Source organism: Bradyrhizobium ganzhouense (assembly GCF_049949285.1).
GTDB lineage: Bacteria > Pseudomonadota > Alphaproteobacteria > Rhizobiales > Xanthobacteraceae > Bradyrhizobium > Bradyrhizobium ganzhouense.
Map to the genome: position 1 here is coordinate 7,470,508 of NZ_CP181318.1, position 23,619 is coordinate 7,494,126.

Here is a 23,619-nt window from a genome sequence, read left to right on the forward strand (position 1 = left end):
GCGCCGATGGTGAAGCGCGTGGCACCTATGCGATAGAGGGCGTGCCCGCCCTCCGCGTTCAAAGGAGGAATGCCAGCGCCGCCTCGCAGCGCTCCTCGACCTTGAGCGTCAGGAGATCGTCGGCACGGGTGCGCCCGAGATTGATCGCGGCGATCGGAATCTGCCGATCTGCGGCAGCCTTCACAAAGCGGAAGCCGGAATAGACCATCAGCGAGGAGCCTACGATCAGCATGGCCTCGGCCTGCGCCAGATGATCCTGCGCGGTCGCGACCACGTCGCGCGGGACGTTCTCACCGAAGAACACGACGTCGGGCTTGAGGATGCCGCCGCAAGCTTCACAAGGAGGTACCTTGAACGACGAGAAATCCGCATGCTCCAAATCGGCGTCGCCATCGGGCGCGTCCGCAGCGTCGAGCGTCAGCCATTCCGCATTGGCGCAGCCAAGCGCCTCCTGGAATTCGTTGCGCGGCGTCTTGCGGCCGCAGCCCATGCAGCGGACCAGGTCGAGCCGTCCGTGCAAATCGATCACCTGCCTGTGGCCTGCGGATTGATGCAGCCGGTCGACATTCTGGGTCAGCAGCATCTCGCACCGCCCGCTCGCCTCGAGCCGGGCGAGCGCACGATGCGCATCGTTCGGGCGCGCCTGGCCGAACCGCCGCCAGCCGATCAGGCTGCGCGCCCAGTAGCGCCGGCGCGTATGCTCTTCCGACATGAAGGCCTGGAAGTTGACCGGCTGGGTCCGCTTCCAGTTGCCGTGGCTATCGCGATAGTCGGGAATCCCTGAATTGGTGCTGCAGCCCGCGCCGGTCAGCACGAACAGCTTTTCGTGCCGACCGACGAAATCCTGGAGCGGCTGGTGTGCCAGCGGAGCATTTATCATGGCGCAGATGTAGTCCGTGCCGCCCGGTTTTGCCAGATCACCCCCCTCTCGGGCGGCGCGAAGCCGGTTCGCCCAAGAAAGCGGCAGGGAAGCCCTGATGCGAGTAGTCCGACTTTCACAATCTCCCCCCACAGGCCTCAGAAATATTCTGCAGTATTCGCGCAACTTGCTTGCGGCCGTGTGTTACGCTCTCACAGTCTGGCGGAAATGCCCGGGAATATCGCGAATGCATACCCGATGCGATGCGAGTTGGCCGTGACGTCTGAGGCCTCAATGCTCTCGGAGCTGATCGGCGACATCTACGACGCCGCACTTGATCCGACCTTGTGGATGCGGGCGCTGGAGCACTCGTGCTCGTTCGTCGGCGGCTCTTCAGCCGTCCTGTATTGGCACGATATCGCGACCGAGAGTTCGGCCGCGCTGCATTTGTTCAACGACGACCCACACTACACGCGGCTCTATTTCGAGAAATACATGCCGATGAATCCGGTATTCCCGGCAGCAACCTTTATCGAATCCGGATTGGTCTACACGCCGACCGACGTCGTCCCCGAAGCGGAGCTCGTTGAAACGCGCTTCCACAGGGAGTGGGTCGAACCGCAGGGGATCGCCGACGTCGTCTGCGTCAACCTGGAAAAAGGCACAACAAGTTCCTCCGTGCTCAATATCCGCAGGGATAAGACGCACGGGGTCGTCGATGACGCGGTGAGACAACGGGCTGCGCTGATCGTGCCGCATTATCAGCGCGCGGTCGCGATTGGCCGGTTGTTCGATCAGCGCAAGACGGCGCAGGCGGTTCTCACCGAAACCCTCGACAATGTCGAGGCCGCCATCTTCCTGTTGGGGCTGAACGGCCGGATCGTCTTTGTCAACGAGCAGGCGCGCGCCATGCTCGACGCGGGCGAACTGCTGCACGAGCGGCGAGGAGCGTTGGCGGCTGTCGCGCCCGAGGCGCAGCGCATGCTCCGCGATCTGCTGGCGGCGGCCGAGAGCGGCGACCTTGTGGCGGGACGCCATGGCGCGGCGATACCGCTTTCGGATTCACCCGCTCGCCGCTGGTTCGCGCATGTCTTGCCGCTGACGTCAGGCGACCGCCAGCGGGCCGGCGCGGTATATTCCGCGATTGCGGCGGTGTTCGTTCGCAAGACGTCGCCGGCCAGCCCGCCGCCGCTGGAAGCGCTGGCAAAGCTGTACGGGCTCACGGCGAGTGAAATCCGCGTACTCGACGGCATCATGAAAGTCAGCGGTGTGCAGGCCCTGGCCGACCTGCTGGGATTGTCGCAAGCGACCATCAAGACGCATCTTCACAACGTCTTTCGCAAGACCGGCACGGCGCGCCAGAGCGAGCTGGTGAAGCTGATTGCCGGCTTCGAACGGCCGGCCACAGGTTGATCCGCACCGGAAGATTGTCAGCGTACGCCTAGCTCGCCCAGTTCTCGCGGAACTCGGGGAACAGCGTCAGGCCACCGCAGGCGTAGATGGTCTGGCCGGTGATGTAGCTGGCATCATCCGAGGCGAGGAAGGCGAATACGGCGGCGATCTCTTCCGGCGTCCCGACGCGCCCGAGCGGGATGTGGCTCGCAACGTCGGCGCGCTTCTCGGCGTCGCCGGTCCAGGCCGCATTGATCGGCGTGTCGATGGCGCCGGGGCCGACCGCATTGACGCGAATGCCGCGCCCAGCGAATTCCAGCGCCAACGTGCGGGTCAGATTGGCTATGCCGCCCTTGCTGATCGAATAAGCGAGATAGCCCGGCTTCGGAACGATCTGGTGCACGCTTGAGCAATTGATGATGCTGCCGCCTGCGCCGCGCGCGACGAAATGCGCCAGCGCCTTCTGCGCGCAGAGCACGGCGCCGTTGAGATTGACGTCGATGATGCGGCGATAGGTTTCGATGTCGAGCTCCTCGCTCGGCGATTCCTGCTGGAAGCCGGCATTGTTGACGAGACAGTCGAGGCGTTTCCAGCGTGTCAGGATCGTCTCGAACATCGCAGCCACCTCCTGGTCGTTGCTGACGTCGGCCTTGACGACGACATGGTCGAGCTTGCCGTGGCCGCGATCGCCCGATCCCGTCCTTGCGAGCGCCAGCGTCTCCTCCGCCTTCTCTGGGTGATCGACATAATTGATGGCGACGGTCGCGCCTTCCTGGGCAAGCCGGACGGCGACTGCGCGGCCGATGCCCTGGGAGGCACCGGTCACCAGGGCATATCGGCCAACGAGGCGTGAGGGAAAGGCGGTTGAGAGATCGGTCTGTGGCATGAGCTTTCTCCGGGATGCCTCGTTATGGATCGAACCGGCATTTTGTTCCATCCCTCAGTGCATCCCTGCGATTCATTCCGCGCGGCGCGCGATCGGCGAGGTCAGGATCTGGTAGAGGATGATGGCGCCGAAGGTGGCGGTCCCGATTCCGCCGATCGTGAATGCACCGAATTTGAGCGTGAGATCGCCGGCGCCCGCGGTCAGCGCCACGGCGACGGTGATGAGGTTCGCCGGATTCGCAAAGTCGACCTTATTCTCGACCCAGATCCGGCCCGCCATCGCCGCGATCAATCCGAACAGCACGATCGAGAGGCCGCCGATGACCGGACCGGGGATCGACAGGATCAGCGCGCCGAATTTCGGCGAGAAGCCGAGCAGCAGCGACACGGTCGCGGCGAAGGCAAACAACAGCGTCGAATAGACCTTCGTCGCCGCCATGACGCCGATGTTCTCGGCGTACGTAGTGACGCCGGTACCGCCGCCACAGGCGGCCACGATCGTCGCGAGACTGTCGGCGAACAAAGCGCGGCCGAGATAGCCATCGAGGCTCCGGCCCGTCATGGCGCCGACGGCCTTGATGTGACCGAGGTTCTCGGCGACGAGAATGACCGCGACCGGCGCGATCAGAAAGATCGCATCGGCATGGAAGGTCGGCGTCGTGAAGTTCGGCAGGCCGAACCATGGCGCCGCCGAGAGTTGCGCGAAGTCGATCGGCTTGCCGAAGCCCAGGCCGTTCGCGAACAGCAGGTACAACAGATATCCGCCGATCGCGCCGAGGATGATCGGCAGGCGGCGCCACAGGCCCGGGGCGGCCACAGCAACCACGCCGATGATCAGAACGGTCGCGAGCCCGATCCAGGTCTCGAACGCGTTGGCGCTCACCGCCTTGACCGCCACGGGCGCGAGGTTGAGGCCGATCGCGGCGACCACGGCGCCGGTGACCGCCGGCGGCATCAGGCGCTCGACCCAGCCGATCCCCGACCACATCACGATCAGCGCGATGACACCGTACAGCACCCCGGCGCCAACAATGCCGCCGAGCGCAACGGAGATGTTCGGGTTCGGCCCATGCCCGGCATAGCCGGTGGCGGCGATGACGACGGCGATGAACGCGAAGCTCGAGCCGAGATAGCTCGGCACGCGCCCGGCGACGATGACGAAGAAGATCAGCGTGCCGACGCCGGAGAACAGGACCGCAACATTGGGATCGAACCCCATCAGGAGCGGCGCGATAATCGTCGACCCCGACATTGCAACGCAATGCTGGAGACCGGAGACGATGGTCTGGCCCCATGGCAGCCGCTCCTCCGGCATGATCACGCCCGAGGTCTTCAGCTTCCAACGCGGAAAATAGCTATGCGCCTGCTCGTCCGAGCCCGTTGCGTTCGACATGTTCCCCCCATTGCGGTGCAGCGATTGATCTTCGTGCGATCCGACAAAAATGTGATTGTTGCTTATGCGGCGAACATCACATGATGTAAATCATGCAAGATCAATGCGTTCCGGGGCAAGCAATATGACACAAATCGCGATCCAGCCAGCCGTCCACCGCCGGCACCAGCCCTGGTACAAGATCCTCTACGTCCAGGTACTGATCGCGATCGTGCTCGGCGTGCTGATCGGCTATTTCTACCCGGACCTCGGCAAGGCGCTGAAGCCGCTCGGCGACGCCTTCATCGCGCTGATCAAGATGATGATCGCGCCGGTGATCTTCTGCACCGTGGTGCACGGCATCTCCTCGATGGGCGACCTCAAGCGCGTCGGCCGGGTCGGATTGAAGTCGCTGATCTATTTCGAGACCGTTTCGACCGTCGCGCTCGCCATCGGCCTGCTGGTCGGCGAGATTCTCCAGCCCGGGCACGGCTTCAACATCGATCCCGCGACCATCGATCCGAAGTCGGTGGCGACCTACGTCACCAAGGCCAAGGAGGAAGGCATCGTCGCCCATCTGATGGCGATCATCCCGGACAGCTATGTGGGCGCGATCGCGCGCGGCGACCTCTTGCAGGTGCTGCTGGTCTCTATCCTCTCCGGCTTCGCCATCGCCTTCCTCGGCAAGACCGGCGAGCCGATCGCGGAGGCGGTCGATAAAGCTGCAAAAATGTTCTTCGGCATCATCCGCATCATCGTGCGCGTGGCGCCGATCGGCGCCTTCGGCGCGATGGCGTTCACCGTCGGCGCCTACGGCCTCGGCTCGCTGCTCAACCTCGCCGCCCTGATCGGCACCTTCTATCTCACCAGCATCCTGTTCGTGCTGATCGTGCTGGGCTCGATCGCCAGGCTTGCCGGCTTCTCGATCCTGCGCTTCATCGCCTACATCAAGGACGAGTTGCTGATCGTGCTCGGCACCTCCTCATCGGAAACCGTGCTGCCGCAGATGATCCAGAAGATGGAGCATCTCGGCGCCTCGCGCTCGGTGGTCGGACTCGTCATCCCGACCGGCTACAGTTTCAACCTCGACGGCACCAACATCTACATGACGCTGGCGACGCTGTTCCTGGCGCAGGCGACCAATACGCATCTGACCATCTGGCAGGAGCTTGGCATCTTGGGCATCGCCATGATCACCTCGAAGGGCGCATCCGGTGTGACCGGCGCCGGTTTCATCACGCTCGCCGCAACGCTCTCGATCGTGCCCGACATTCCGATCCAGTCGATCGCGATCCTGGTCGGCATCGACAAGTTCATGAGCGAGTGCCGCGCACTGACCAACCTGATCGGCAACGGCGTCGCCTGCGTCGTCATCAGCATCTCGGAAGGAGAGCTCGACCGCGACGCGCTGCACGAAACCATGGCGCATCCGCTGGAGATGGGCGAAGCGCTGGAGCCTGGCGGCGGCGGGTAGAGCCGCGACGCACCGGCAGGTGCAACCGCGTTCCGTTGCGGTAGTTTCCCGGAGTGGTAAATTGTTGCGGTGCGAGTCACAACAACGGTGTTGGGATCACCGATCGATACTCATTCATTCCACCCGACGCGCTGGGGGCAGAGCGTCGGGTTTTTGTAGAATTCTCGCCAGCGCAGACGTATCAGGCCAGCTTTCTGGGCTTCAGCAGATCGCTGAGGCCCACCCGGTGCAGCATCTCGGCGCGGACGCGATCGAGCACGGTGAAGCCGACATCGGCGCCGTCTTCCGAGGGATCGATGTGGACGCGGAACGGCCGCTTGCCGAACGGAGCACCGACGATGTTCACGACCGCCTCAGCCACCAGGCCAACATCGGCATCCTCAGGCACGATCGCCGCAAACGCCTTCTGCACCTGCTCGCCAAAACCCTGATACGGACCGGCCTCGTATTCCGCGGCACGCGCGCTATCTGCCGGGCGACCCGAATGGGCGAAGTGATTGGTGCCGGAGGTGAAGGCGCCGGGCACGATGATCGAGGTCTCGATGCCCCAGCGCGACAGCTCGCGGGCGTATTGCACGGCGATCGAATCCATCGCCGCCTTGGCCGCAAAGTAGGGCGCGAGGTAAGGCGGCGTGCCGCCGGCGGAACTGGACGAGGAGATCCAGACCAGCAGGCCCTGCTTCTGGCGGCGCATAAGCGGCAGCACCGCTCGGTTGACGCGCTGCGTGCTCAGCACGTTGACGTCGTAGAGCTCGGCATATTGCTCGGGCGTGAACGCCTCCGCCGGGCCGAACACCATGTGGCCGGCATTGTGGATCAGGACGTCGATCCGTCCCGCTTCGGCGATCACCTGTGCGACCGCGGCGTCGACCGAGTCCTGCGATTGCACGTCGAGCTCCAGCGCGCGCAAATCGACACCGTTGTCGCGCGAAAATGCCGCCATCTGCTCCACTACGGCTGCGTTGCGGACTTTCGTCTGGCGCATCGAACCGTAGACGGTGTGGCCAGCCCTGGCCAAGGCTTCAGCCGTGAGACGGCCAAAGCCGCTGGATGCGCCGGTGATCAGAACAATCTTGGTCATGGGATATCTCCTTCGATTTTCGCGGTTGATGTCTGTCTTGATGTCTGTTCTTGCGGGATCAGATGATCCCGCCATTGGTCCGCAGCACCTGGCCGTTGATCCATGCGCCATCGGGGCCGGCGAGGAACGCGACCGCGGCAGCGACGTCGGCGGGCTGGCCGAGCCGCTCAAGCGGCGCGAGCTTGGCGAGATGGTCGATCACCTCTTTGGTCTTGCCGTCGAGGAACAGCTTCGTCGCGGTCGGGCCCGGCGCCACGGCGTTCACGGTGATGTTGCGACCGCGCAGCTCCTTGGAGAGCACATGCGTCATGGCTTCGACCGCCGCCTTGGTGGCGGCATAGACGCCATAGCTCGGCGACAGCAGTCCGGTCTGGCTCGAGGACAGGTTGATGATGCGGGCGCCACTGCGCAGCCGGCGCGACGCCTCGCGCAGCGTATTGAAGGTGCCCTTCAAGTTGATCGCCATCTGACTGTCGAACAGGGCGTCGTCGGCCTCGGCGATCGCGGCAAGCCGCATAATGCCGGCATTGTTGACGATGACGTCGACACCACCGAAGGCGGCGTCCGCCATGTCGAACATGCGCGCGACCGCAGCGGGGTCGCTGACATCGGCCTGCGCCGTCACGGCGCGGCCGCCGGCCTTCTCGATCTTGCCAGCCAGCGCTTCCGCGTCGGCGGCGCCACCCGCGTAATTGATGACGACCGTGAAGCCGTCGCCCGCGAGCCGTTCGGCGATCGCAGCGCCAATGCCGCGCGAGCCACCGGTGACGATTGCGACTTTTCCGTTTGCGTTGGACATTTGCCTTCTCCGTGGTTCCGAGCCGCTCCTTGCGGCTGACACGGAGGAAATTGCCCTTTGCGGGGCCAAAGATAATCCGGCATAAATTGGCATCATTGTTCTGACGAAGCGAACAATAGCCATGGACCGTCTGGACGCGATGCGGCTGTTCACGCGCGTGGTCGAGCGCCGCAGCTTCACCCAAGCCGCCAACGACATCGGCCTGCCACGGTCGAGCGCGACGCAGGTGATCCACCAGCTCGAGCGCCGGCTTGGCGTGCGGCTGCTCCAGCGCACAACGCGGGTGGTCCGCCCGACGCTCGATGGCGAGGCCTATTATCGCCGTTGCCTTGCCATTCTCGAGGACGTCGAGGATGCCGAGGGCGCGTTCTCGGGGACGAAGCCCAAGGGCATGCTGCGCATCGAGGTGCAGGGCACGCTGGCGCGGCACTTCCTGATGCCGAACCTGCCAAGGTTCTTCGCGCAATATCCCGACATCGAGATCGCGATGAGCGAGAGCGACCGCTGGGTGGATCTGGTCCAGGAGGGCGTCGACTGCGCCCTGCGCTGGGGCGAACTCGCCGACAGCGGCCTGATTGCGCGTCGGATGGCGGTGCTCGATCGCGTCACCTGCGCCGCGCCCGCCTATCTAAAACGCACCGGACGGCCGAAATCGATCGAGGATCTCGCGCGTCACCACATGGTCGGGCTGCGGCGGCTCTCCAGCGGCGATCTCGAACCGCTGCGGTTTGCCGTCGACGGAAAGCTGCACGACCTTTCGCTGCCCGCGCCATTCTCGGTCACGGGTCCGGAGAGCTATCTGCTGGGAACACGGCTGGGCCTCGGCATCGCCCAGATGCCGCGATTCCACATTGCCGACGATCTTGCGCGCGGAAGGCTCGTGGCCCTGCTCCCGGATAACCCGCCGCCGTCGGCGCCGGTCTCGCTGATGTATGCGCAGAATCGCCAGCTCACGCCGCGCGTGCGCGCCTTCAGCGACTGGGTGGCGCAGGAGTTTCGCAAAGACGGCTCATGACGCTGGCGTGCTGTCGGTCACACAGAGATCGAGCCGACGCGTGACCCCGATGGCCTGCAGGAACGCCTCGTCGTGGCTGACGACGAGCAGCGCACCGTCATAGGCGCGCAAGCCGGCTTCGACGGCTTCGATGGACCCGAGGTCCAGGTGATTGGTCGGCTCGTCCAGGATCAGCAGTGACGGTGGGCTCGATCCGCCCAGCACGCAGGCGAGCCCCGCGCGAAACAGCTGCCCGCCGCTCAGGCTACCGACGATCTGCAGGGCCGCATCGGCACGAAACATGAAGCGCGCCAACGCAGCATGGCATTCATTGGCGCCCGCCTTTGGGTTGAGACGTCCAAAATTGTCCAGTATCGAGATCGCGGGATCGAGCAGGCTGACCTTCTGGTCGAACAGCGCGAAGTCCGGCCTGACCTGCACGGTGCCCGAGACGGGGCGGATCTCGCCAGCAATGAGCTTCAGCAGCGTGGTCTTGCCGGATCCATTCGGCCCGGCAATCGCGACGCGCTCCGGCCCAACGATGGTGAGCGACAGATCACGCAAGACCGGTCGCTCCGGCTGATAGCCCGCACTGACGCAATCGAGCCAAACCACTTCCCTCCCCGCCGGCAGCTGCGTCGAGGGCAGCTTTACGGACAGCGGCTGGAGAATCTCGATGCGCCGGCGTGCGGTATCGACCGCATCGAGCGCTTCCGCGCGCCGCCGCTCGGTGATCTGCGCAGTCTTGCCGCCGCTGTCCTCGCTGCGATCCCGACGTGCGCCAGCGAGAATACGCGGCATGTCGCCCTTGGCGCGCTTCTTCTTGCCGCCGCTGTCCTTGCGCGCCTTCCGCTCGGCCGCCTCCTGCGCCTTGCCGTCGATCTCGGACAGGTGCTTCTCGGCATGCGCGAGGTCGTGCCTGACGGCCGCGAGCTCGACGGACTTCTGCGCGCAATAGCTGCTCCAGTTGCCGCCATAGCGCGCGGCTCCGAGCGACGTCAGCTCGACGATAGCGTCCATCGTCTCGAGCAGCGCCCGGTCATGACTGACGACGATCGCGCCGCCACGCCAGGCGGCCAACAGATCGATCACGGCGCGGCGTCCTTCTCGATCGAGATTGTTGGTGGGCTCGTCCAGCAGCAGGAAGTCCGGCTCGGCGAAGAGCAGCGCGGCGAGACGAACGCGCGTGACCTGCCCGCCCGACAAGCGGTCCAGTTCCGTGTCGGGCGCGATATCGAACCCAATGCGGGCCAAGGCCGATGCGAGCCGCGTCTCGAGAGTCCAGTCGACATCGGCGATAGCCTCGGCCGAGGCATCGCCGCGCTCGGCACGGCGCAGCAGCTCCAGGGCATCGCGCGCGCCGAAGAGGTCAACGACAGTCGCGCCCGCGCGGAGCTGGGCATCCTGGCGCAGGAGCCCGACTGTGCCGTTGGCGATCACACGGCCCGACTGCGGAACGTGCTCGCCCGTGATCGCGGCGAGCAGAGTTGTCTTGCCGACGCCATTGCGGCCGACAAGGCCGGCTCGCTCAGTGCCGAAGGTCAGATCGATGTTGGAGAGGAGCGAGCGGCCGTCAGGCGTGGACAGCGACAGGCGCGACAGGATGATTGAAGCAGGCATGGAATTCCCCGTGAGCAATGCGGATCGGCGTTGCGGTCGGGGTAAAATCCATGGCTGCGAATATCCTTGTTGAGCGTCTGCTCATAATCCCGCAGCGCGGCAAGATCAAGCCGTGTCCTCTCCGCGCAGCGCTGGCTGCGCGAGACCCTGGTCGGGATGTTCGCCAAATCGGACTGACCGGATCAGCCCTTCAGCGCCGTCACCACCACCTCGATCAGCGCGCCGCCGCCGAGATCGGCGACGCCGACGGTGGCACGGGTCGGCAGATTGTCGCCGAAGAACTCGGTCCAGGCCGCGTCCATCTCCTTCTTCTTGGAAAGATCGGTCACGAAGATCGAGGCGCTGACGATTCGGCTCTTGTCGGTGCCGGCTTCCTTCAGATAGCCGGCGATCTTGCCGAGGATGTTGCGGGTCTGGTCGCCCATCGAGACCGACGTATCGTCGGCGATGGTGCCGCCGACGAAGACGAAGCCGTTGGCTTCGACGGCGCGGTGCATGATGGGCGTGCGGATGCTGCGGGTGATGCTCATGATGTCCTCTTGGTCCTAGAGCGTGGAAGGATGGAAGCGGTCGATGCCGAGCTCGCTGACGCGGGTCTGTGTGCCGCCATTGACGATCAGCTCCGCCATCACGGCGCCGGCACCGGGGCCGAGCTGAAAACCGTGCAGGGAGAAACCGAATTGGTGATAGAGACCCTTGTGACGCGAACTCGGGCCGAACACGGGAATATCGTCCTTCATCTTCGCCTCGATGCCGGCCCAGGCGCGGACGATGGTGGCGCTGCGCATCACCGGAAACAGCTCGAACACGGTGCGCGCGCTGATCGCGAGGCTCTTCCAGTCCAGCACCGTCTCGTTGCGATCCTGATAGGGCGTGGCCAGATGACCGCCGCCGATCAGCACGGTGCCGTTGGAGAATTGCTTGAAGGACAGCTTTCGCCCGCGCAGGATCACGACGGGATCGATGAAGTGCGGCACGCGCGAGGTGATCATCAGCATCGGCGCCACCGTCTCGACCGGCACCGGCTCGCCGAGCGCAGCGGCGATCTTGCCGGCCCAAGCGCCGGCCGCATTGACCAGCACCGGCGCAGCAAACCTCTCGGTGCCGACATCGACGTGCCAGAGGCCGTTGCTGTAGCGGATGTTGCTGGCGGCCACGCCCTCGCGCACGGTGGTGCCAAGCTGCTCAGCCTTGCGCCGGAATGCCGTCGTCGTCTGCGCCGGGTTGGCGGCGCCGTCGCGGCGTGAGACCACGCCACCGGGGCAGGTCTCGGCCACCGCCGGCACCAGCCGGCGCAATTCGGTCGCGTCGATCAGTTCCTCGTGGGTGAACCCAAGCGCGTTGAGTTCGGCCACCCGCGCGCGGCAGACGGCAAGCTCCTCCTCGTTCTCCGCGACCAGGACCTGACCGTAGCTCTCAAAGCTGCAATCGTCGTCGAGAAGATCGTTGATCTTCTCCCAGATCCCCATCGAACGGATCGAGAGCGGGATTTCTGGAATGTGCCGTGCGAGCTGACGCACGCCGCCGGCGTTGACGCCAGAGGCATGCCGGCCGGCATAATCCTTCTCGATCAGCACCGGCTTCAGGCCGGCGAGGCACAGATGCAGCGCGGTCGAGCATCCGTGGATGCCGCCGCCGACGACGATCGCATCCACGTTTTGGGTCATCCGCGCACCACCGCCTTGACGTCATCTTCGCTCTTCGGAACGGCGGCGAGCTCGGCGAGCGTGATTGGCTTGACCGGCGCGCGCAGCCGGTAATAGCCGATCTCCTGCGGGCTCTTGCTGCGTGCCTGCGCCATCAGCTCGGTGACGGTGAGGCCGCAGAGGCGGCCCTGGCACGGGCCCATGCCGGTGCGCCGATAGGCCTTGAGCTGGTTGGGCCCGGTCGCACCGATCGCAACGGAATCAAGAACGTCTTTAGCGGAGACCTCTTCGCAGCGGCAGACGATCGTGTCGCCTGAGGGAATGCGGAACTGCACCGACGGGCGGAACAGCGTGTCGAGGAAAACGCGACCGCGCTCGGCTTTGGCGAGATCGGCGCGGAGCGTCGCCATCGCGGGCAACTTTGCAGCGGCGCCGGGCGCCAGTGCTTCGACCGCCGCGCGCGCAGCGATGCGGCCACGCACCACGGCGGAATTGGCGCCGCCGATGCCGGCGCCGTCGCCTGCGATCGCGATGCCGGCGACCGAAGAGTTGCCGCTGGCATCGAGCACGGGCGACCAGCACAGCTGCAAATCGTCCCAGCGATGCTCAACGTCTGCGGACATCGCAAGGTTGACGTTGGGCACGACGCCCTGATGCAGCAACAGCAGATCCGCAAGAATGGTCTCGCGCTTGCCACCGGCGACATAGCTGACGCTTGCGAGCTGGCCGTCACCTGAAGCAGAAAGCTCAGCGACGCCGGAGACGACCTGCACTTTCGCTTTCACCTCGCGCATCATCGACAGGCCCTTGGTGAAATAGGGCGAGGTCAGGAAGGCGAAGGCGTGCGGCAGCGCGGCGAAATAATTGCCGCGTTCGGTGGTGTCGAGGATGCGGTCGATGCGACCGCCGAGGCGCAATATCTGCGCGGCGAGCAGCCAGAGCAGCGGCCCCTGCCCCGCGATGACCGTGCGGCCATCGGGCACCAGCGCCGACGACTTCAGCATCGTCTGCGCGGCGCCTGCTGTCATCACGCCCGGCAGCGTCCAGCCGGGAATCGGGAACGGCCGCTCCAGCGCGCCGGTCGCGAGGATCACGCGCTTTGCCTTAACAAAGGCAGAGGCGCCACCGATCGAGACGGCGATATCGAGGTTCCGATCCAGGCTCCAGACGGTCGCACGGTGGATGACCTCGGCACTGCTCGCGCGGAGCGACTGCACGAGATCGGCACCGACCCAATAGTCGGCGCCAAGCTGGCTGCGCTCGGTCACCGGCGTGGACGAGATGGCACGAAACACCTGGCCGCCGGGACCGATGTTCTCGTCGAGCAGCAGCGTCGTGAGACCGGCTTCGGCGGATGTCGCGGCGGCCGCGAGGCCCGCCGGTCCAGCGCCGATCACCACGACGTCATAATCTTCGCGCTTGGGAGCCACAGTCATCGTCCGATCTCCCGCTTGCCCTTCTGGATTTCGATCTGCATGCCCTCGGCGACGGGCACGAGGCAGCCCTGGCGATTGCCGACGCCGTCGATGGTGACGAGGCAGTCGAAGCACACGCCCATCATGCAATAGGGCAGACGCGGCGCGCCGCTCACTGCGGTTGAGCGCCGCGCGTCCTGGCCGGATGCCAATAGCGCGGCGGAGACGGTGTCGCCCTCCCGTGCCGCGACGGCAACGCCGTCGACGAAGATTTGGACCTGCGGTCGCTTGTCCTGTTCGGATCGTCTAAACATGGGATGCCTCATGGCTCCTTCAGTATCTCTAGTAACCGCTGTTGTTCGCTGCGCCCGAACCGCCAAAGCGGCTCGCCGAGAACGCGCCGACCAGATCCGGCTCGAGCGCGCCTTGTGCGACCATGCGCGCGATCTCGAAAGCGTGGTTGGAAGCGAGCGTCACGCCGGAATGGCAGCAGGCGACAAAGGCGCCGGGATGCGTCACCGACTGGTCGTAGATCGGAAAACCGTCCTGCGGCATGACGCGGATGCCGGCCCAGCTCCTGACCACGTTGAGCCGCGCGAGATGCGGAAACATCCGCTGCGCGCGATCCGTCATCACCGCGCTGATCGAATGCTTCAGCGCGCGATCATCGAGCTCGTCTTCCTTGCTGTCGCCGATCATCACCGTGCCCTCGTCGGTCTGGCGGATCGTGGTCAGCGGATGCGGCAGGAACGGCATGGTGCGCTCGGTCACCACGATCTGGCCGCGGGTCGGGCCCATCGGCGCATAGAGGCCGACCATCGGCGCGAGCGTCTGGTTGGCATTGCCGGCGGCGAGCACGATCTTGGCGGCGCGCAGTTCGCCCTTCGGCGTGGTCAGGCGGAATTCGCCGCCACTCTTGCTGATCGCCGAGACCGGCTGCTCCGGGAAATAGTCGATGCCGAATTCCCTGAAGCCGGTGTGGAAGGCGCGAAACGTGCGCAGCGAATTGACGTGGCCATCGAGCGGACAATAGCTGCCGCCGGACACCTCCGGCCCGATCAGTGGAAGCGACTTCTTCACTTCGGAGGCAGACAGCATCTCCATCTTGTAGTCGGCCGCACCCGTCTGGTTGTGCATGCGCTTGACCAGCTCGGTGCGCTGGCCGAACTCGCCCTCGCCGAGCGTGAGATGAAAGCCGCCGTTCTGCTGGAGCGCAACGTCGAGCCCGGTCTGCTGTTTCAGTTCGGACGCGAGCCGGCCCCACGCCTGAGACGCCTGCACGGTCCAGACCGTATAGGCCGGCATGCCGAGCCCCTTGCTCTGGACCCAGACCAGCGCAAAATTCGCGCGTGACGCGCGCTTGGTGATGTCGCCTTCGTCGAGCACGGCAACGCTCTTGCCGAGCCGGCCGAGGCCCCAGGCAATGGCGGAGCCGAGCAGTCCGCCGCCGACCACGGCGACGTCGTATTCCCTGGACATGGGTTCTCCTATCGTCCCGTATCGCCCTTGCCGGCGAGCACACGGTCGAGCCCGTAGAAGCGATCGAGCAGAATGAGGGCGGTCATGGTGATCGCGATCACGCAGGCCGAGACCGACGTCACCAGCGGATCGATATTGTCCTGGATATAAAGGAACATGCGCACCGGCAACGTCTCGGTGCCGGGTGCCGCGAGAAAGACGGTCATGGTCAGATCGTCGAAGGACTGGATGAAGGCGAGCGCCCAGCCGCTGATGACGCCGGGCAGGATCAGCGGCAGCGTCACGCGGCGAAACAGCGTCCAGCCGCCGGCGCCGAGCGAGACCGCAGCCATCTCGACCGTGCGGTCCATGCCGGTCGCCGCCGCGAGCGTCAGCCGCAGCGCGAACGGAAACACGATGATGACATGCGCGATGATCAGTGCGGCAAAACTGCCGCCGAACCCGGCCGAGGTGAAGAACCGCAGGAAGGCGATGCCGAGCACCACATGCGGAATCATCAGCGGCGACAGGAAGAGAGCTGCCAGCGCATCACGCCCGCGGAAGCGATAACGCGCGAGCGCGAGCGCCGCCGGCACCGCAAACAGCAGCGCCACGAAGGACGACAGCGCTCCGAGGCCGAGGCTGACCCAGAAGGCATGGATGAACTCAGGATAATTGCCGATCGCCCTGAACCAGCGCAGCGAAAAGCCGTTGGTCGGCAGCGACAGAAAGCCTTCGGGCGTGAAAGCGACGAGGCAGACCACCAGGATCGGCGCCACCATGACGATGACGAAGATGGTGTGGAAGATCAGCGCGAGCGGGCCGTTCCGTCTCATCGGAACACCTCCGCGTAGCGACGTTCGATCAACGCGTTGCTGCCGACGACGATGAGCACCAGCGCGACCAGCAGCAGCGTGGCGACGGCCGCGCCGAGCGGCCAGTTCAGCGTGTTGAGGAACTCGTCGTAGGCCAGCGTCGCGGCAACCTTGAGCCGTCGGCCGCCGATGATCGCAGGCGTCGCAAAGGCGCTGGCCGAGAGCGAAAACACAATGATCGCGCCCGACAGCACGCCCGGCATGATCTGCGGCATGATGATGCGGCGGATGATGGTGATCGGGCCGGCGCCGAGCGACATCGCCGCATTCTCGATCTGCGGATCGAGCCGCTGCAGCGCGGCCCACACCGAGAGCACCATGAACGGCATCATCACATGCGCGAGCGCGACGACCATACCGGTTTCGGTGAACATGAAGGGGATGGGAGAGCGGATTACGCCTGCCGACATCAGCAGCTTGTTGACGAGGCCATTATTGCCGCCGAACAGCAGCGCCCAGCCGAGTGTGCGCGCCACCACGGAGATCAGCAGTGGCCCGAGAATGACCAGCAGGAAGAAGCTCTTCCAGCGGCCATCCATACGGTTGAGGATGTAAGCCTCGGGTGCACCGAGCGCGGCGGTGAGCAGCGTGGTCAGGATCGCGATGCGAAACGTTCGCCAGAACATCTCGGCGTAGTAGGGATCGGTCGCGATCTCCTGCCAGTTCTTGAGGATGAAGACCGGCTCGATGCCCTTGTACTGGCCCCAATCGTGGAACGACAGCATCACGGTCATCGCCAGCGGAATCAGCAGCACGCCGACGAACAGCATCAAGGCGGGCGCCGTCAGCGCCCATGGTGCACGCACGTTGCGTTCCTCGGCGGCCGCGCTCATGCGACGGTCCTCGCACGCACGCTCATGTCCTCGGGCCGCCAGGTGAGGCGAACGGCCTCGCCTTCGGCTGGCTGCCGCTCGCCGTCATTCTGGCGGATCACGATTGCCGGGCCACATTCGCTGTCGCACTGGAACAGCCAGTGATTGCCCTGGAAGATGCGCGTGACGATCTTTGCGCCGAGACCCGCATCGCCAAAGCCGATCCGCTCGGGGCGAATGCTGACGGTGACAGGGCCGCTAAGCCCGGCCGGCGCCGGTGCGCTCCAGGAGCCAGTAACCAACCGCGCCGGGGTCGCGGTTCGATCGATCGTCCCGGCAAAATCGTTGGTCTTGCCCAGAAACTGCGAGACGAAGGCCGAGGCCGGCTTCTCATACGTCTCCTGCGGCGTGCCGATCTGCTCGATCTTGCCCTGGCTCATCACCACGATGCGGTCGGACAGTGACATCGCCTCGTTCTGGTCGTGGGTGACGAGGATCGTGGTGGTGCCGATGGTGCGCTGGATCTGGCGCAGCTCGATCTGCATTTCTTCGCGCAGCTTGGCGTCGAGGTTGGACAGCGGCTCGTCGAGCAGCAGCACGCTCGGCTTGATCACCAGCGCGCGCGCCAACGCCACGCGCTGCTGCTGGCCGCCGGACATGCGGCGCGGATGACGATCCTCGTAGCCGGCAAGGCCGACCATTGCGAGCGCGGCGCGGACGCGCTCGGCTCGCTCATTGCGCGACACGTTGCGCATCTCGAGGCCGAAAGCCACGTTCTCCGCCGCGGTCATGTGCGGAAACAGCGCATAACTCTGGAACACGATACCGAGGCCGCGCTTGGCCGGATGGATCGCGGTCAGATCCTTGCCCTCCAGGCGGATCGCACCGCGTGTCGGATCCAGGAAGCCCGCGATCATCTGCAGCGTCGTGGTCTTGCCGCAGCCGGAGGGGCCAAGGAAGGAGATGAATTCCCCCTTGCCCACCGACAGACTGAAGTCGTCGACTACAGTCTGCGCGCCGAACTGTTTTGCCACCCGATCGAGCTCGAGATAGGCCATGAGCTGTCTCCGCTGCGGACGATCAGGTCAGCGCTCGACCTCGCGATTCCAGCGCTTGGTCCACTCCTCGCGCTTGTCGTTGATGACCGTCCAGTCCGGATTGTAGAGCTTTGCCGCGCGCTCGCCGATCGGGGCCATCTTGCCGAGCTCCGGCGGCACCACCAGCGATTTCAGCACCGGGCCGTAGCCGTAGTCCTTCAGCATCACAAGCTGGATTTTGGGATCAAGCAGCATCTTGACGAAGTTTGAGGCGAGCGGCGAGGCGTTGGGCTTGGCGATCGGACAGGCCGTCGTCAGCAGTGTGGCTGCGCCTTCCTTGGGATAGACGAAATCGACGGGGAAGCCGGTGTTGGCGAAGCTCTGCACGCGGCCGGTGCCCCACACCGCGATCACGGCCTGGCCGGACTGGAACAGCTCGGTCATCTTGCCCGGCGATGGCTCATAGGCGAGCACGTTCGGATTGATCTGCTCCTTGAAGATCTTGAAGCCGGAATCGACGTTGGACTCGCCGCCGCCATTCATCTTCGACAGCATCACCAGCGCTTCGAGGCCATAGGTGTTGTTGATCGGCGGAATGACCAGTTGCTTGGCGTATTTCGTGTCCTTCAGGTCATTCCACGAGGTCGGCGGCGCCCAGCCTTTCTCGGCAAACACCTTGGTGTTGTACATCAGACCGGTGGCGACGATGCCGATCGCGACGGCGCGATCGTCCTTGAAGCGGGCGGTGTCGTAGAGATCGGCGGCCGGCAGGCCATCGAGCTTGCCGCAGAAGCCGAGCTGGATCGCCTGATACATCGGGCCGTCGTCGACGATGGCGACGTCGATCTGCTGATTGCCCTTCTGCGCCTGGAGCTTTGCCAGCGTGTCGGTGGAGTTGCCGGCAACGTATTCGACCTTGACGCCGTTCTCCTTCTCGAAGGCCGGGATCACCTCGTCGCGGATCGTCTTCTCGAACGAGCCGCCATAGCCGGCGACATAGAGCGTCTTTTGCTGGGCCGAGACGGCCGTCGGGATGGCGATGAGCGCTGCGATGCTGACCGCGGTCAGAAGGCGAAAAGTCTTCATGTGGTCCGATCTCCAATACCGGAATGAGGTGACGTGCCGACGAGTCTCGCTGACTGAAGCGCCTTCCGCATTCCCTTCCGCGCAATCCCTCTCCGACCAGGGCTCCGGCCCCTGCTCGGCAGGTTTTGGCGCGATTCGGAGGTTTGAACCCCTCCAATCTGCCGAAAAAGCGGGCTGTCTCCAGCTCTGATGAAAAAGATCGCAAACCCTGGCTTCCATCGTCCAATGAATAATGGCACCCTTTGCATGCCAAAATGTTATGAATGGAAAACGAGATGGTGCGGATCAATTCGCGGCAGGTGGAGGCTTTCCGCGCGACGATGCTGACCGGCAGCGTCACCGAGGCGGCGGCGCTGATGACCGTGACGCAGCCGGCGGTGAGCCGGTTGCTGCGCGACCTTCAGGCGTTGCTGAAAATGGAGCTGTTCGAACGGCGCGGCACTGGCCTCGTGCCAACCGCAGCGGCGATGGCGCTCTATACCGAGGTCGAGCGTTCCTTTGTCGGCCTCGAACGCATCACCGCTGCAGCCGAGGAAATCCGCGGTCGCCGCACTGGCTCGCTGCGGATCGCAGCATTGCCGGCGCTGTCGAACGGCTATTTGCCGCGGCTGACAGGTCACTTCCTGAAGGAGCGGCCAAACCTCAACCTTGCCTTCTTCGGCGTGATCTCGCCGATCGTGGTCGATTGGGTGCTGAACAATCAGTGCGACGTCGGCTTTGCCGAGGTGCCGATCGCGCATTCCGGCCTGCCGAGCCAGAAGCTGCCGGCGCCCGCGCGCGTGGCAGTGCTGCCGACAGGTCATCGCCTCGCGGAAAAGGAGGTTCTGGAACCGCACGATTTCGAGGGCGAGACCTTCATCTCGCTGTCGGCGGGATCGTCGAGCCGGCACCTCGTCGACCAGATCTTCCATCGTCACGATGTCCGCCGCGTGCTGCGGGTGGAGACGGCGCTGTCCGAGATCATGTGCGGCATGGTGTCGTCGGGACTTGGCGTCGCGATCTGCGATCCATTCACCGCACAGGAATTTTCGACCCGCGGCGTCGTCGTGCGCCGCTTCCTGCCGCGCATCGACTTCGAGTTCTCCGCGGTGTTTCCCGCCCAACGCAGCCCTTCGCCGGTGGCGCTCGATCTGGTCGAGACCATGCGCAAGTCGCTCGTCGAGTTCGAGAGCTAGCCGTTGAACGCGGCTTGCGCTTCCGGCAGGTCCCAGATCTTGCCGATCGCGGCGGTGCCTGCCGCTGTGATCGCCGCCTCGTCGGCGCCGAGATAGCGTCCCTCATCGACCAGCACGCGGCCGTCGACCATGACCTGATCGATATTGGCGCGGTTGGCGAGCGCGATCAGCGCGCGGCGCGGATCGAACAGCGGTTGAAGATGCGGATGGGTGAGATCGACGACGGTGAGATCGGCGGTGGCGCCCGGCTCGATCCGGCCGAGGTCCGGCCGCTTGATGACGTCGGCGGCAACAGCCGTGTTCGCCTCGATCAGCTCCGGCGAGTTCGCAACGTCGGCGCGCGCAGAGGTGACCTTGGAGATCAGCGACGCCGCATTGAGCTCGCCGAGCAGGTCCATGTTGTAGCCGTCGGTGCCGACCACCGTGCGCACGCCGTGCTCGGCAAACCGGCTGAACGCCGCCGTGACGCCGGCGCGCGCGAACACCCGCGGGCAATTCAGCACGGTCATGCCGCGCGCGGCCATCAGCTTGAGATCGTCGTCGCTGCTGAACATGCAGTGCGCCGCCATCAGGTCGGGCGCCAATAGCCCGAGCCAATCCAGATATTGCGCCGGCGTGCGACCGCCATAGCGCTTGCCGATGGTCTCGACCTCGGCGCGGCTCTGCGCCATGTGCGTCGTGATCGGCACGCCAAGCTCGCGCGCCCGCGCGGCGCAGGCTTTCAATAGATCGGGACCACATGTGTCGGTGGCGTGCGGGCTCATGGCCAGGCTGATGCGGCCGTCGCCGCGATTATTCCAGCGCTGATAGAGCGCATCCCAGGTCGCCATGTCGGCGGTGCCGTCATCGCCGGAATATTGCACCACACCGTCCGGGCCAGCCTTGGCGTCGGAGGTCGAGAACAGATAGGGCGCGCCGTAGAAGCGGATGCCCATCTCCTCCGCCGCGTCGAACATTTCCGGGATCGAGTTACGGAACGGCTCCATCACCGTGGTGGCGCCGCCCTTGAGGAGCTGGAGGATGCCGAGCCGCGCCACAGCCATGCGCTCTTCGGCCGACAAGATATCGGCGCCGCGCTTGGTCAATGGCAGCAGCACCGTATAGACGATGCTCTGGTTGTTCTTGCGGCCGTTGCCGTCCTCGCTGTGGCTGCGCGCCACCGCTTCGGAGAAGCAGTGATTGTGCAGGTTCAGCAGGCCCGGCAGCACGAAGCGGCCGGGACGATCGTAGACCTGATCCGCGCTCGGCTTGTCGCGCGTGATCGCGGCGATTGTCTTGCCTTCGACCAGAACCCAGTGATCGCGCAGCACATCCTGCGCGCCGTCTTTGCGTGACAGCACATAGCTGCCGAAGATTGCTGTGGTGCTCATGCGGGGCGTACGTTCCAGAAGACGGCGGTGCCGTCGAGAATGCCGGTGATGGCTTTGCGATAGGCGGTCGGCTGCTTGTACAGGCCGATCGGAATATAGGGGATTTCCTCGAACGCCACCGCCTGGATCTCGCGGCAGATGCGCTGCTGCTCGGCAAGCTCGGACGCCGCGAGCCACTGGCTGCGCAATGGCCCCATCTTCTCGCTCGCATACCAGCCGGCGACCTTGCCTTCGCCGCGGATGTTGGTGTTGCCGGCCGGATTGAGCCAGTCGATCCCCTGCCAGTTGCCGACCGCCGCACTCCAGCCGCCCTGCCCGATAGGTTCTTTCTTCAACTGGCGCTGCAACACGACGGCGAAATCGAGCCCGGCATACTCGACATTCATGCCGGCCTTGCGCAGGCTATCGACCGCAATCTCGCCGAGCGGCTTCTGCGCCAGCGAATTGGTGGGGACCAGCACCACGATCTTCTCGCCATTGTAGCCGGCGGCTTTCAGGTCGGCCTTGACCTTGTCGTAGTTGCGCGGACCTCGGAACACATCGAGGCCGATATCGCTCGCCATTGGCGTGCCCGGTGCGAAGAAGCCGATCGGCGACACCTGAAACGCCGGATCGGTGCCGGCGACCGCCGTCATGAAGGCGGACTGGTCGATGGCGCCGAGCAAGGCGCGGCGGACGGCAGGATTGTCGAACGGCGGCTGTAGATGATTGAGGCGCAGCATGCACGCGTAACCGCGTGGATCAAGGATGCGTGTCTCGATGTCGCCGGCCGCCTTGATGATGGGCAGAAGATCGTGCGGCGTGGTTTCCTGCCAGTCCTGCTCGCCGGTCTGGAGCGCGGCGACGCCGGTGCCGGCGTCGGGCGTCGTGGTCCAGACCACGCGATCGTAATGCACGATCTTCGGCCCCGCGGTCCAATCCGGTTTGCCGTCGGTGCGGGGCTGGTAGCGATCGAATTTGGCGTAGGCGTTGCGGGCGCCCTGCACGCGTTCGTCAGCGAGATAGCGGAACGGACCGCTGCCGATGACTTCGGTCAGTGGCTTGAACGGATCCTGGCTCGCAAGCCGCTCCGGCATCATGAAGCAGGGATTGATCGCGGCCTTGCCGAGCGCCTGCGGCAACAACGGGAACGGACGCTTGAGACGGAAGCGGATGGTTCGGTCGTCCGCAGCCGAGAGTTCAGCGGTCGCCTCCATCAGTTCGCCGCCAAAACCGTCGCGCGCAGCCCAGCGGCGGATGCTCGCGACGCAGTCGCGGGCGAGCACGCGCTCGCCGTCATGCCAGAACAGGCCATCGCGAAGCGTGAGGTCCCACTGGAGCTGGTCGCCGGAGATCGCGTGGCCCGACAGCATCTGCGGCGAGACCTGCAGCGAGGAGCTCATGCCGTAGAGCGTGTCGTAGACCATGAAGCCATGGTTTCGCGACACCTGCGCGGTCGAGTAGATGGGATCGACGAAGGCGAGGTCGATGACGGGAATGAAGCGCAGCGTGCTCTGGGATTCGGCGCGGACGATGCCCGGCAGTGAAAGCGCCGGCACTGTTGCGGCAGCCTTGAGGAGCGAGCGGCGGGAGATAGGCATTACAAGAGACTCCTAAGGGTATCTTACATGTTCAACAAGACGGCGCCGATCGCAACCGCGACCGCCTGCTGTGCTGGCTCGACCACAGGCACACCGATCGCATCCGCAATCGCCGCGCGGTGCGAGGCCATGCCGGCGCAGCCCATCACGACGACGTCGGCGCGACATTGCGTGACCAGCGCGCGGCCGGCTTCGATCAAGCGTCCGCGGATATCGGCGCCTGCCGTCTCCGCCGCGCTTGCGCCGACCGACCAGCTTCCGGCATAGCGGCTGTCGACGCCCATGACCCGCGCCATGCGCTGCTGGCGGCGGATGCTCGACGGCGACAGCGCGATGATGCCGAAACGTTCGCCCAGCATCAGCGCGCGAAAGATGCCGCATTCGGCGATGCCCAGCACCGGCCGGCCGCCGGCCGCCTCGCGCACCGCATGCAGGCCGGGATCGCTGAAGCAAGCGAGCACGAAGGCATCGGCATTGTCATTCGACACGCGATTCACCAGCGGCATGACGACACTGTCGGCATCGCGCTGCGAGCTGATGCCGGGCGGCCCCTCGGCGAGGCCGACCACCTCGATCTCGGGCCCGCCGGCGACGCGCAGCGGCGCCACCGCATCATCGATCGCCGCCGTCACCGACGCCGAAGAGTTGGGGTTGATGACGAGAATGCGGCGACGGGTCATGGCAAGGCT

At 65.1% G+C, this 23,619-nt stretch carries 22 protein-coding genes; 4 read left to right on the top strand and 18 right to left on the bottom strand.

Annotation, left to right across the window (positions count from 1 at the left end):
• Positions 1–58 precede the first annotated feature (58 nt).
• Complete coding sequence (locus ACLFLU_RS34740) at positions 59–880, bottom strand: NAD-dependent protein deacetylase (protein WP_426409189.1); 822 nt, start codon at positions 878–880, stop codon at positions 59–61.
• Positions 881–1,210: 330 nt separating this feature from the next.
• Here ACLFLU_RS34740 and ACLFLU_RS34745 point away from each other — a divergent pair, with 330 nt between their 5' ends.
• Positions 1,211–2,272: a helix-turn-helix transcriptional regulator gene (locus ACLFLU_RS34745; RefSeq protein WP_426409190.1), complete on the top strand. Its 1,062-nt coding sequence runs from the start codon at positions 1,211–1,213 to the stop codon at positions 2,270–2,272.
• A 28-nt stretch (positions 2,273–2,300) separates the two neighbouring features.
• Here the strand turns inward: ACLFLU_RS34745 and ACLFLU_RS34750 are convergent, their stop codons facing one another.
• On the bottom strand, positions 2,301–3,137 hold the full coding sequence (locus ACLFLU_RS34750) for an SDR family oxidoreductase (protein ID WP_426409191.1): 837 nt from the start codon (positions 3,135–3,137) through the stop codon (positions 2,301–2,303).
• A 72-nt stretch (positions 3,138–3,209) separates the two neighbouring features.
• Positions 3,210–4,529 carry a solute carrier family 23 protein gene (locus ACLFLU_RS34755; RefSeq protein WP_426409192.1) on the bottom strand — a complete coding sequence of 440 codons (1,320 nt, stop codon included), beginning with the start codon at positions 4,527–4,529 and terminating at the stop codon, positions 3,210–3,212.
• 124 nt (positions 4,530–4,653) lie between these two features.
• Between ACLFLU_RS34755 and ACLFLU_RS34760 the strand changes: the two genes are divergently transcribed.
• Positions 4,654–5,982, top strand: coding sequence for a dicarboxylate/amino acid:cation symporter (locus ACLFLU_RS34760; RefSeq protein WP_426409193.1), 1,329 nt, complete (start codon positions 4,654–4,656; stop codon positions 5,980–5,982).
• Positions 5,983–6,163: 181 nt separating this feature from the next.
• On the opposite strand, the gene ACLFLU_RS34765 is transcribed toward ACLFLU_RS34760, so the two are convergent.
• Both ACLFLU_RS34765 and ACLFLU_RS34770 read right to left on the bottom strand, forming a co-directional pair.
• Positions 6,164–7,063 (bottom strand): SDR family oxidoreductase, encoded by a 900-nt coding sequence (locus ACLFLU_RS34765; RefSeq protein ID WP_426409194.1) that lies wholly within the window; start codon positions 7,061–7,063, stop codon positions 6,164–6,166.
• 58 nt (positions 7,064–7,121) lie between these two features.
• Positions 7,122–7,862 (bottom strand): SDR family oxidoreductase, encoded by a 741-nt coding sequence (locus ACLFLU_RS34770; RefSeq protein ID WP_426409195.1) that lies wholly within the window; start codon positions 7,860–7,862, stop codon positions 7,122–7,124.
• 121 nt (positions 7,863–7,983) lie between these two features.
• Between ACLFLU_RS34770 and ACLFLU_RS34775 the strand changes: the two genes are divergently transcribed.
• Positions 7,984–8,877: a LysR family transcriptional regulator gene (locus ACLFLU_RS34775; protein WP_426409196.1), complete on the top strand. Its 894-nt coding sequence runs from the start codon at positions 7,984–7,986 to the stop codon at positions 8,875–8,877.
• Here the strand turns inward: ACLFLU_RS34775 and ACLFLU_RS34780 are convergent.
• The 10 genes from ACLFLU_RS34780 to ACLFLU_RS34825 form a co-directional block, all read right to left on the bottom strand.
• Complete coding sequence (locus ACLFLU_RS34780) at positions 8,872–10,476, bottom strand: ABC-F family ATP-binding cassette domain-containing protein (protein WP_426409197.1); 1,605 nt, start codon at positions 10,474–10,476, stop codon at positions 8,872–8,874. The two genes, ACLFLU_RS34775 and ACLFLU_RS34780, sit on opposite strands and share 6 nt — an antisense overlap.
• A 182-nt stretch (positions 10,477–10,658) precedes the next feature.
• On the bottom strand, positions 10,659–11,006 hold the full coding sequence (locus ACLFLU_RS34785; RefSeq protein ID WP_426409198.1) for a RidA family protein: 348 nt from the start codon (positions 11,004–11,006) through the stop codon (positions 10,659–10,661).
• A 15-nt stretch (positions 11,007–11,021) separates the two neighbouring features.
• Complete coding sequence (locus ACLFLU_RS34790) at positions 11,022–12,143, bottom strand: NAD(P)/FAD-dependent oxidoreductase (RefSeq protein WP_426409199.1); 1,122 nt, start codon at positions 12,141–12,143, stop codon at positions 11,022–11,024.
• Positions 12,140–13,558 carry an FAD-dependent oxidoreductase gene (locus tag ACLFLU_RS34795; RefSeq protein ID WP_426409200.1) on the bottom strand — a complete coding sequence of 473 codons (1,419 nt, stop codon included), beginning with the start codon at positions 13,556–13,558 and terminating at the stop codon, positions 12,140–12,142. The genes ACLFLU_RS34790 and ACLFLU_RS34795 overlap by 4 nt, the downstream gene beginning before the upstream one ends.
• Positions 13,555–13,851, bottom strand: a complete 297-nt coding sequence (locus ACLFLU_RS34800) for a (2Fe-2S)-binding protein (RefSeq protein ID WP_426409201.1) — start codon at positions 13,849–13,851, stop codon at positions 13,555–13,557. Before ACLFLU_RS34800 ends, ACLFLU_RS34795 begins: the two co-directional genes overlap by 4 nt.
• A 28-nt stretch (positions 13,852–13,879) precedes the next feature.
• Positions 13,880–15,016 carry an NAD(P)/FAD-dependent oxidoreductase gene (locus tag ACLFLU_RS34805; protein WP_426409202.1) on the bottom strand — a complete coding sequence of 379 codons (1,137 nt, stop codon included), beginning with the start codon at positions 15,014–15,016 and terminating at the stop codon, positions 13,880–13,882.
• An 8-nt stretch (positions 15,017–15,024) separates the two neighbouring features.
• A complete protein-coding gene (locus ACLFLU_RS34810; RefSeq protein ID WP_426409203.1) occupies positions 15,025–15,831 on the bottom strand; it encodes an ABC transporter permease in 807 nt (268 codons plus the stop codon).
• Positions 15,828–16,703, bottom strand: a complete 876-nt coding sequence (locus ACLFLU_RS34815) for an ABC transporter permease (RefSeq protein WP_426409204.1) — start codon at positions 16,701–16,703, stop codon at positions 15,828–15,830. Before ACLFLU_RS34815 ends, ACLFLU_RS34810 begins: the two co-directional genes overlap by 4 nt.
• A complete protein-coding gene (locus ACLFLU_RS34820; protein ID WP_426409205.1) occupies positions 16,700–17,740 on the bottom strand; it encodes an ABC transporter ATP-binding protein in 1,041 nt (346 codons plus the stop codon). Before ACLFLU_RS34820 ends, ACLFLU_RS34815 begins: the two co-directional genes overlap by 4 nt.
• A 27-nt stretch (positions 17,741–17,767) precedes the next feature.
• Entirely contained in the window at positions 17,768–18,805 is a 1,038-nt protein-coding gene (locus ACLFLU_RS34825) for an ABC transporter substrate-binding protein (protein ID WP_426409206.1), read from the bottom strand.
• Positions 18,806–19,080: 275 nt separating this feature from the next.
• Here ACLFLU_RS34825 and ACLFLU_RS34830 point away from each other — a divergent pair, with 275 nt between their 5' ends.
• Positions 19,081–19,980 carry a LysR substrate-binding domain-containing protein gene (locus ACLFLU_RS34830; RefSeq protein WP_426409207.1) on the top strand — a complete coding sequence of 300 codons (900 nt, stop codon included), beginning with the start codon at positions 19,081–19,083 and terminating at the stop codon, positions 19,978–19,980.
• Here the strand turns inward: ACLFLU_RS34830 and ACLFLU_RS34835 are convergent.
• The 3 genes from ACLFLU_RS34835 to ACLFLU_RS34845 are packed head-to-tail and all read right to left on the bottom strand — an operon-like array spanning position 19,977 to position 23,610.
• On the bottom strand, positions 19,977–21,350 hold the full coding sequence (locus ACLFLU_RS34835; protein WP_426409208.1) for an amidohydrolase family protein: 1,374 nt from the start codon (positions 21,348–21,350) through the stop codon (positions 19,977–19,979). The genes ACLFLU_RS34830 and ACLFLU_RS34835 overlap by 4 nt on opposite strands.
• A complete protein-coding gene (locus ACLFLU_RS34840) occupies positions 21,347–22,930 on the bottom strand; it encodes an ABC transporter substrate-binding protein (protein WP_426409209.1) in 1,584 nt (527 codons plus the stop codon). Before ACLFLU_RS34840 ends, ACLFLU_RS34835 begins: the two co-directional genes overlap by 4 nt.
• Positions 22,931–22,953: 23 nt before the next feature.
• Positions 22,954–23,610 carry an aspartate/glutamate racemase family protein gene (locus tag ACLFLU_RS34845; RefSeq protein ID WP_426409210.1) on the bottom strand — a complete coding sequence of 219 codons (657 nt, stop codon included), beginning with the start codon at positions 23,608–23,610 and terminating at the stop codon, positions 22,954–22,956.
• Positions 23,611–23,619 lie beyond the last annotated feature (9 nt).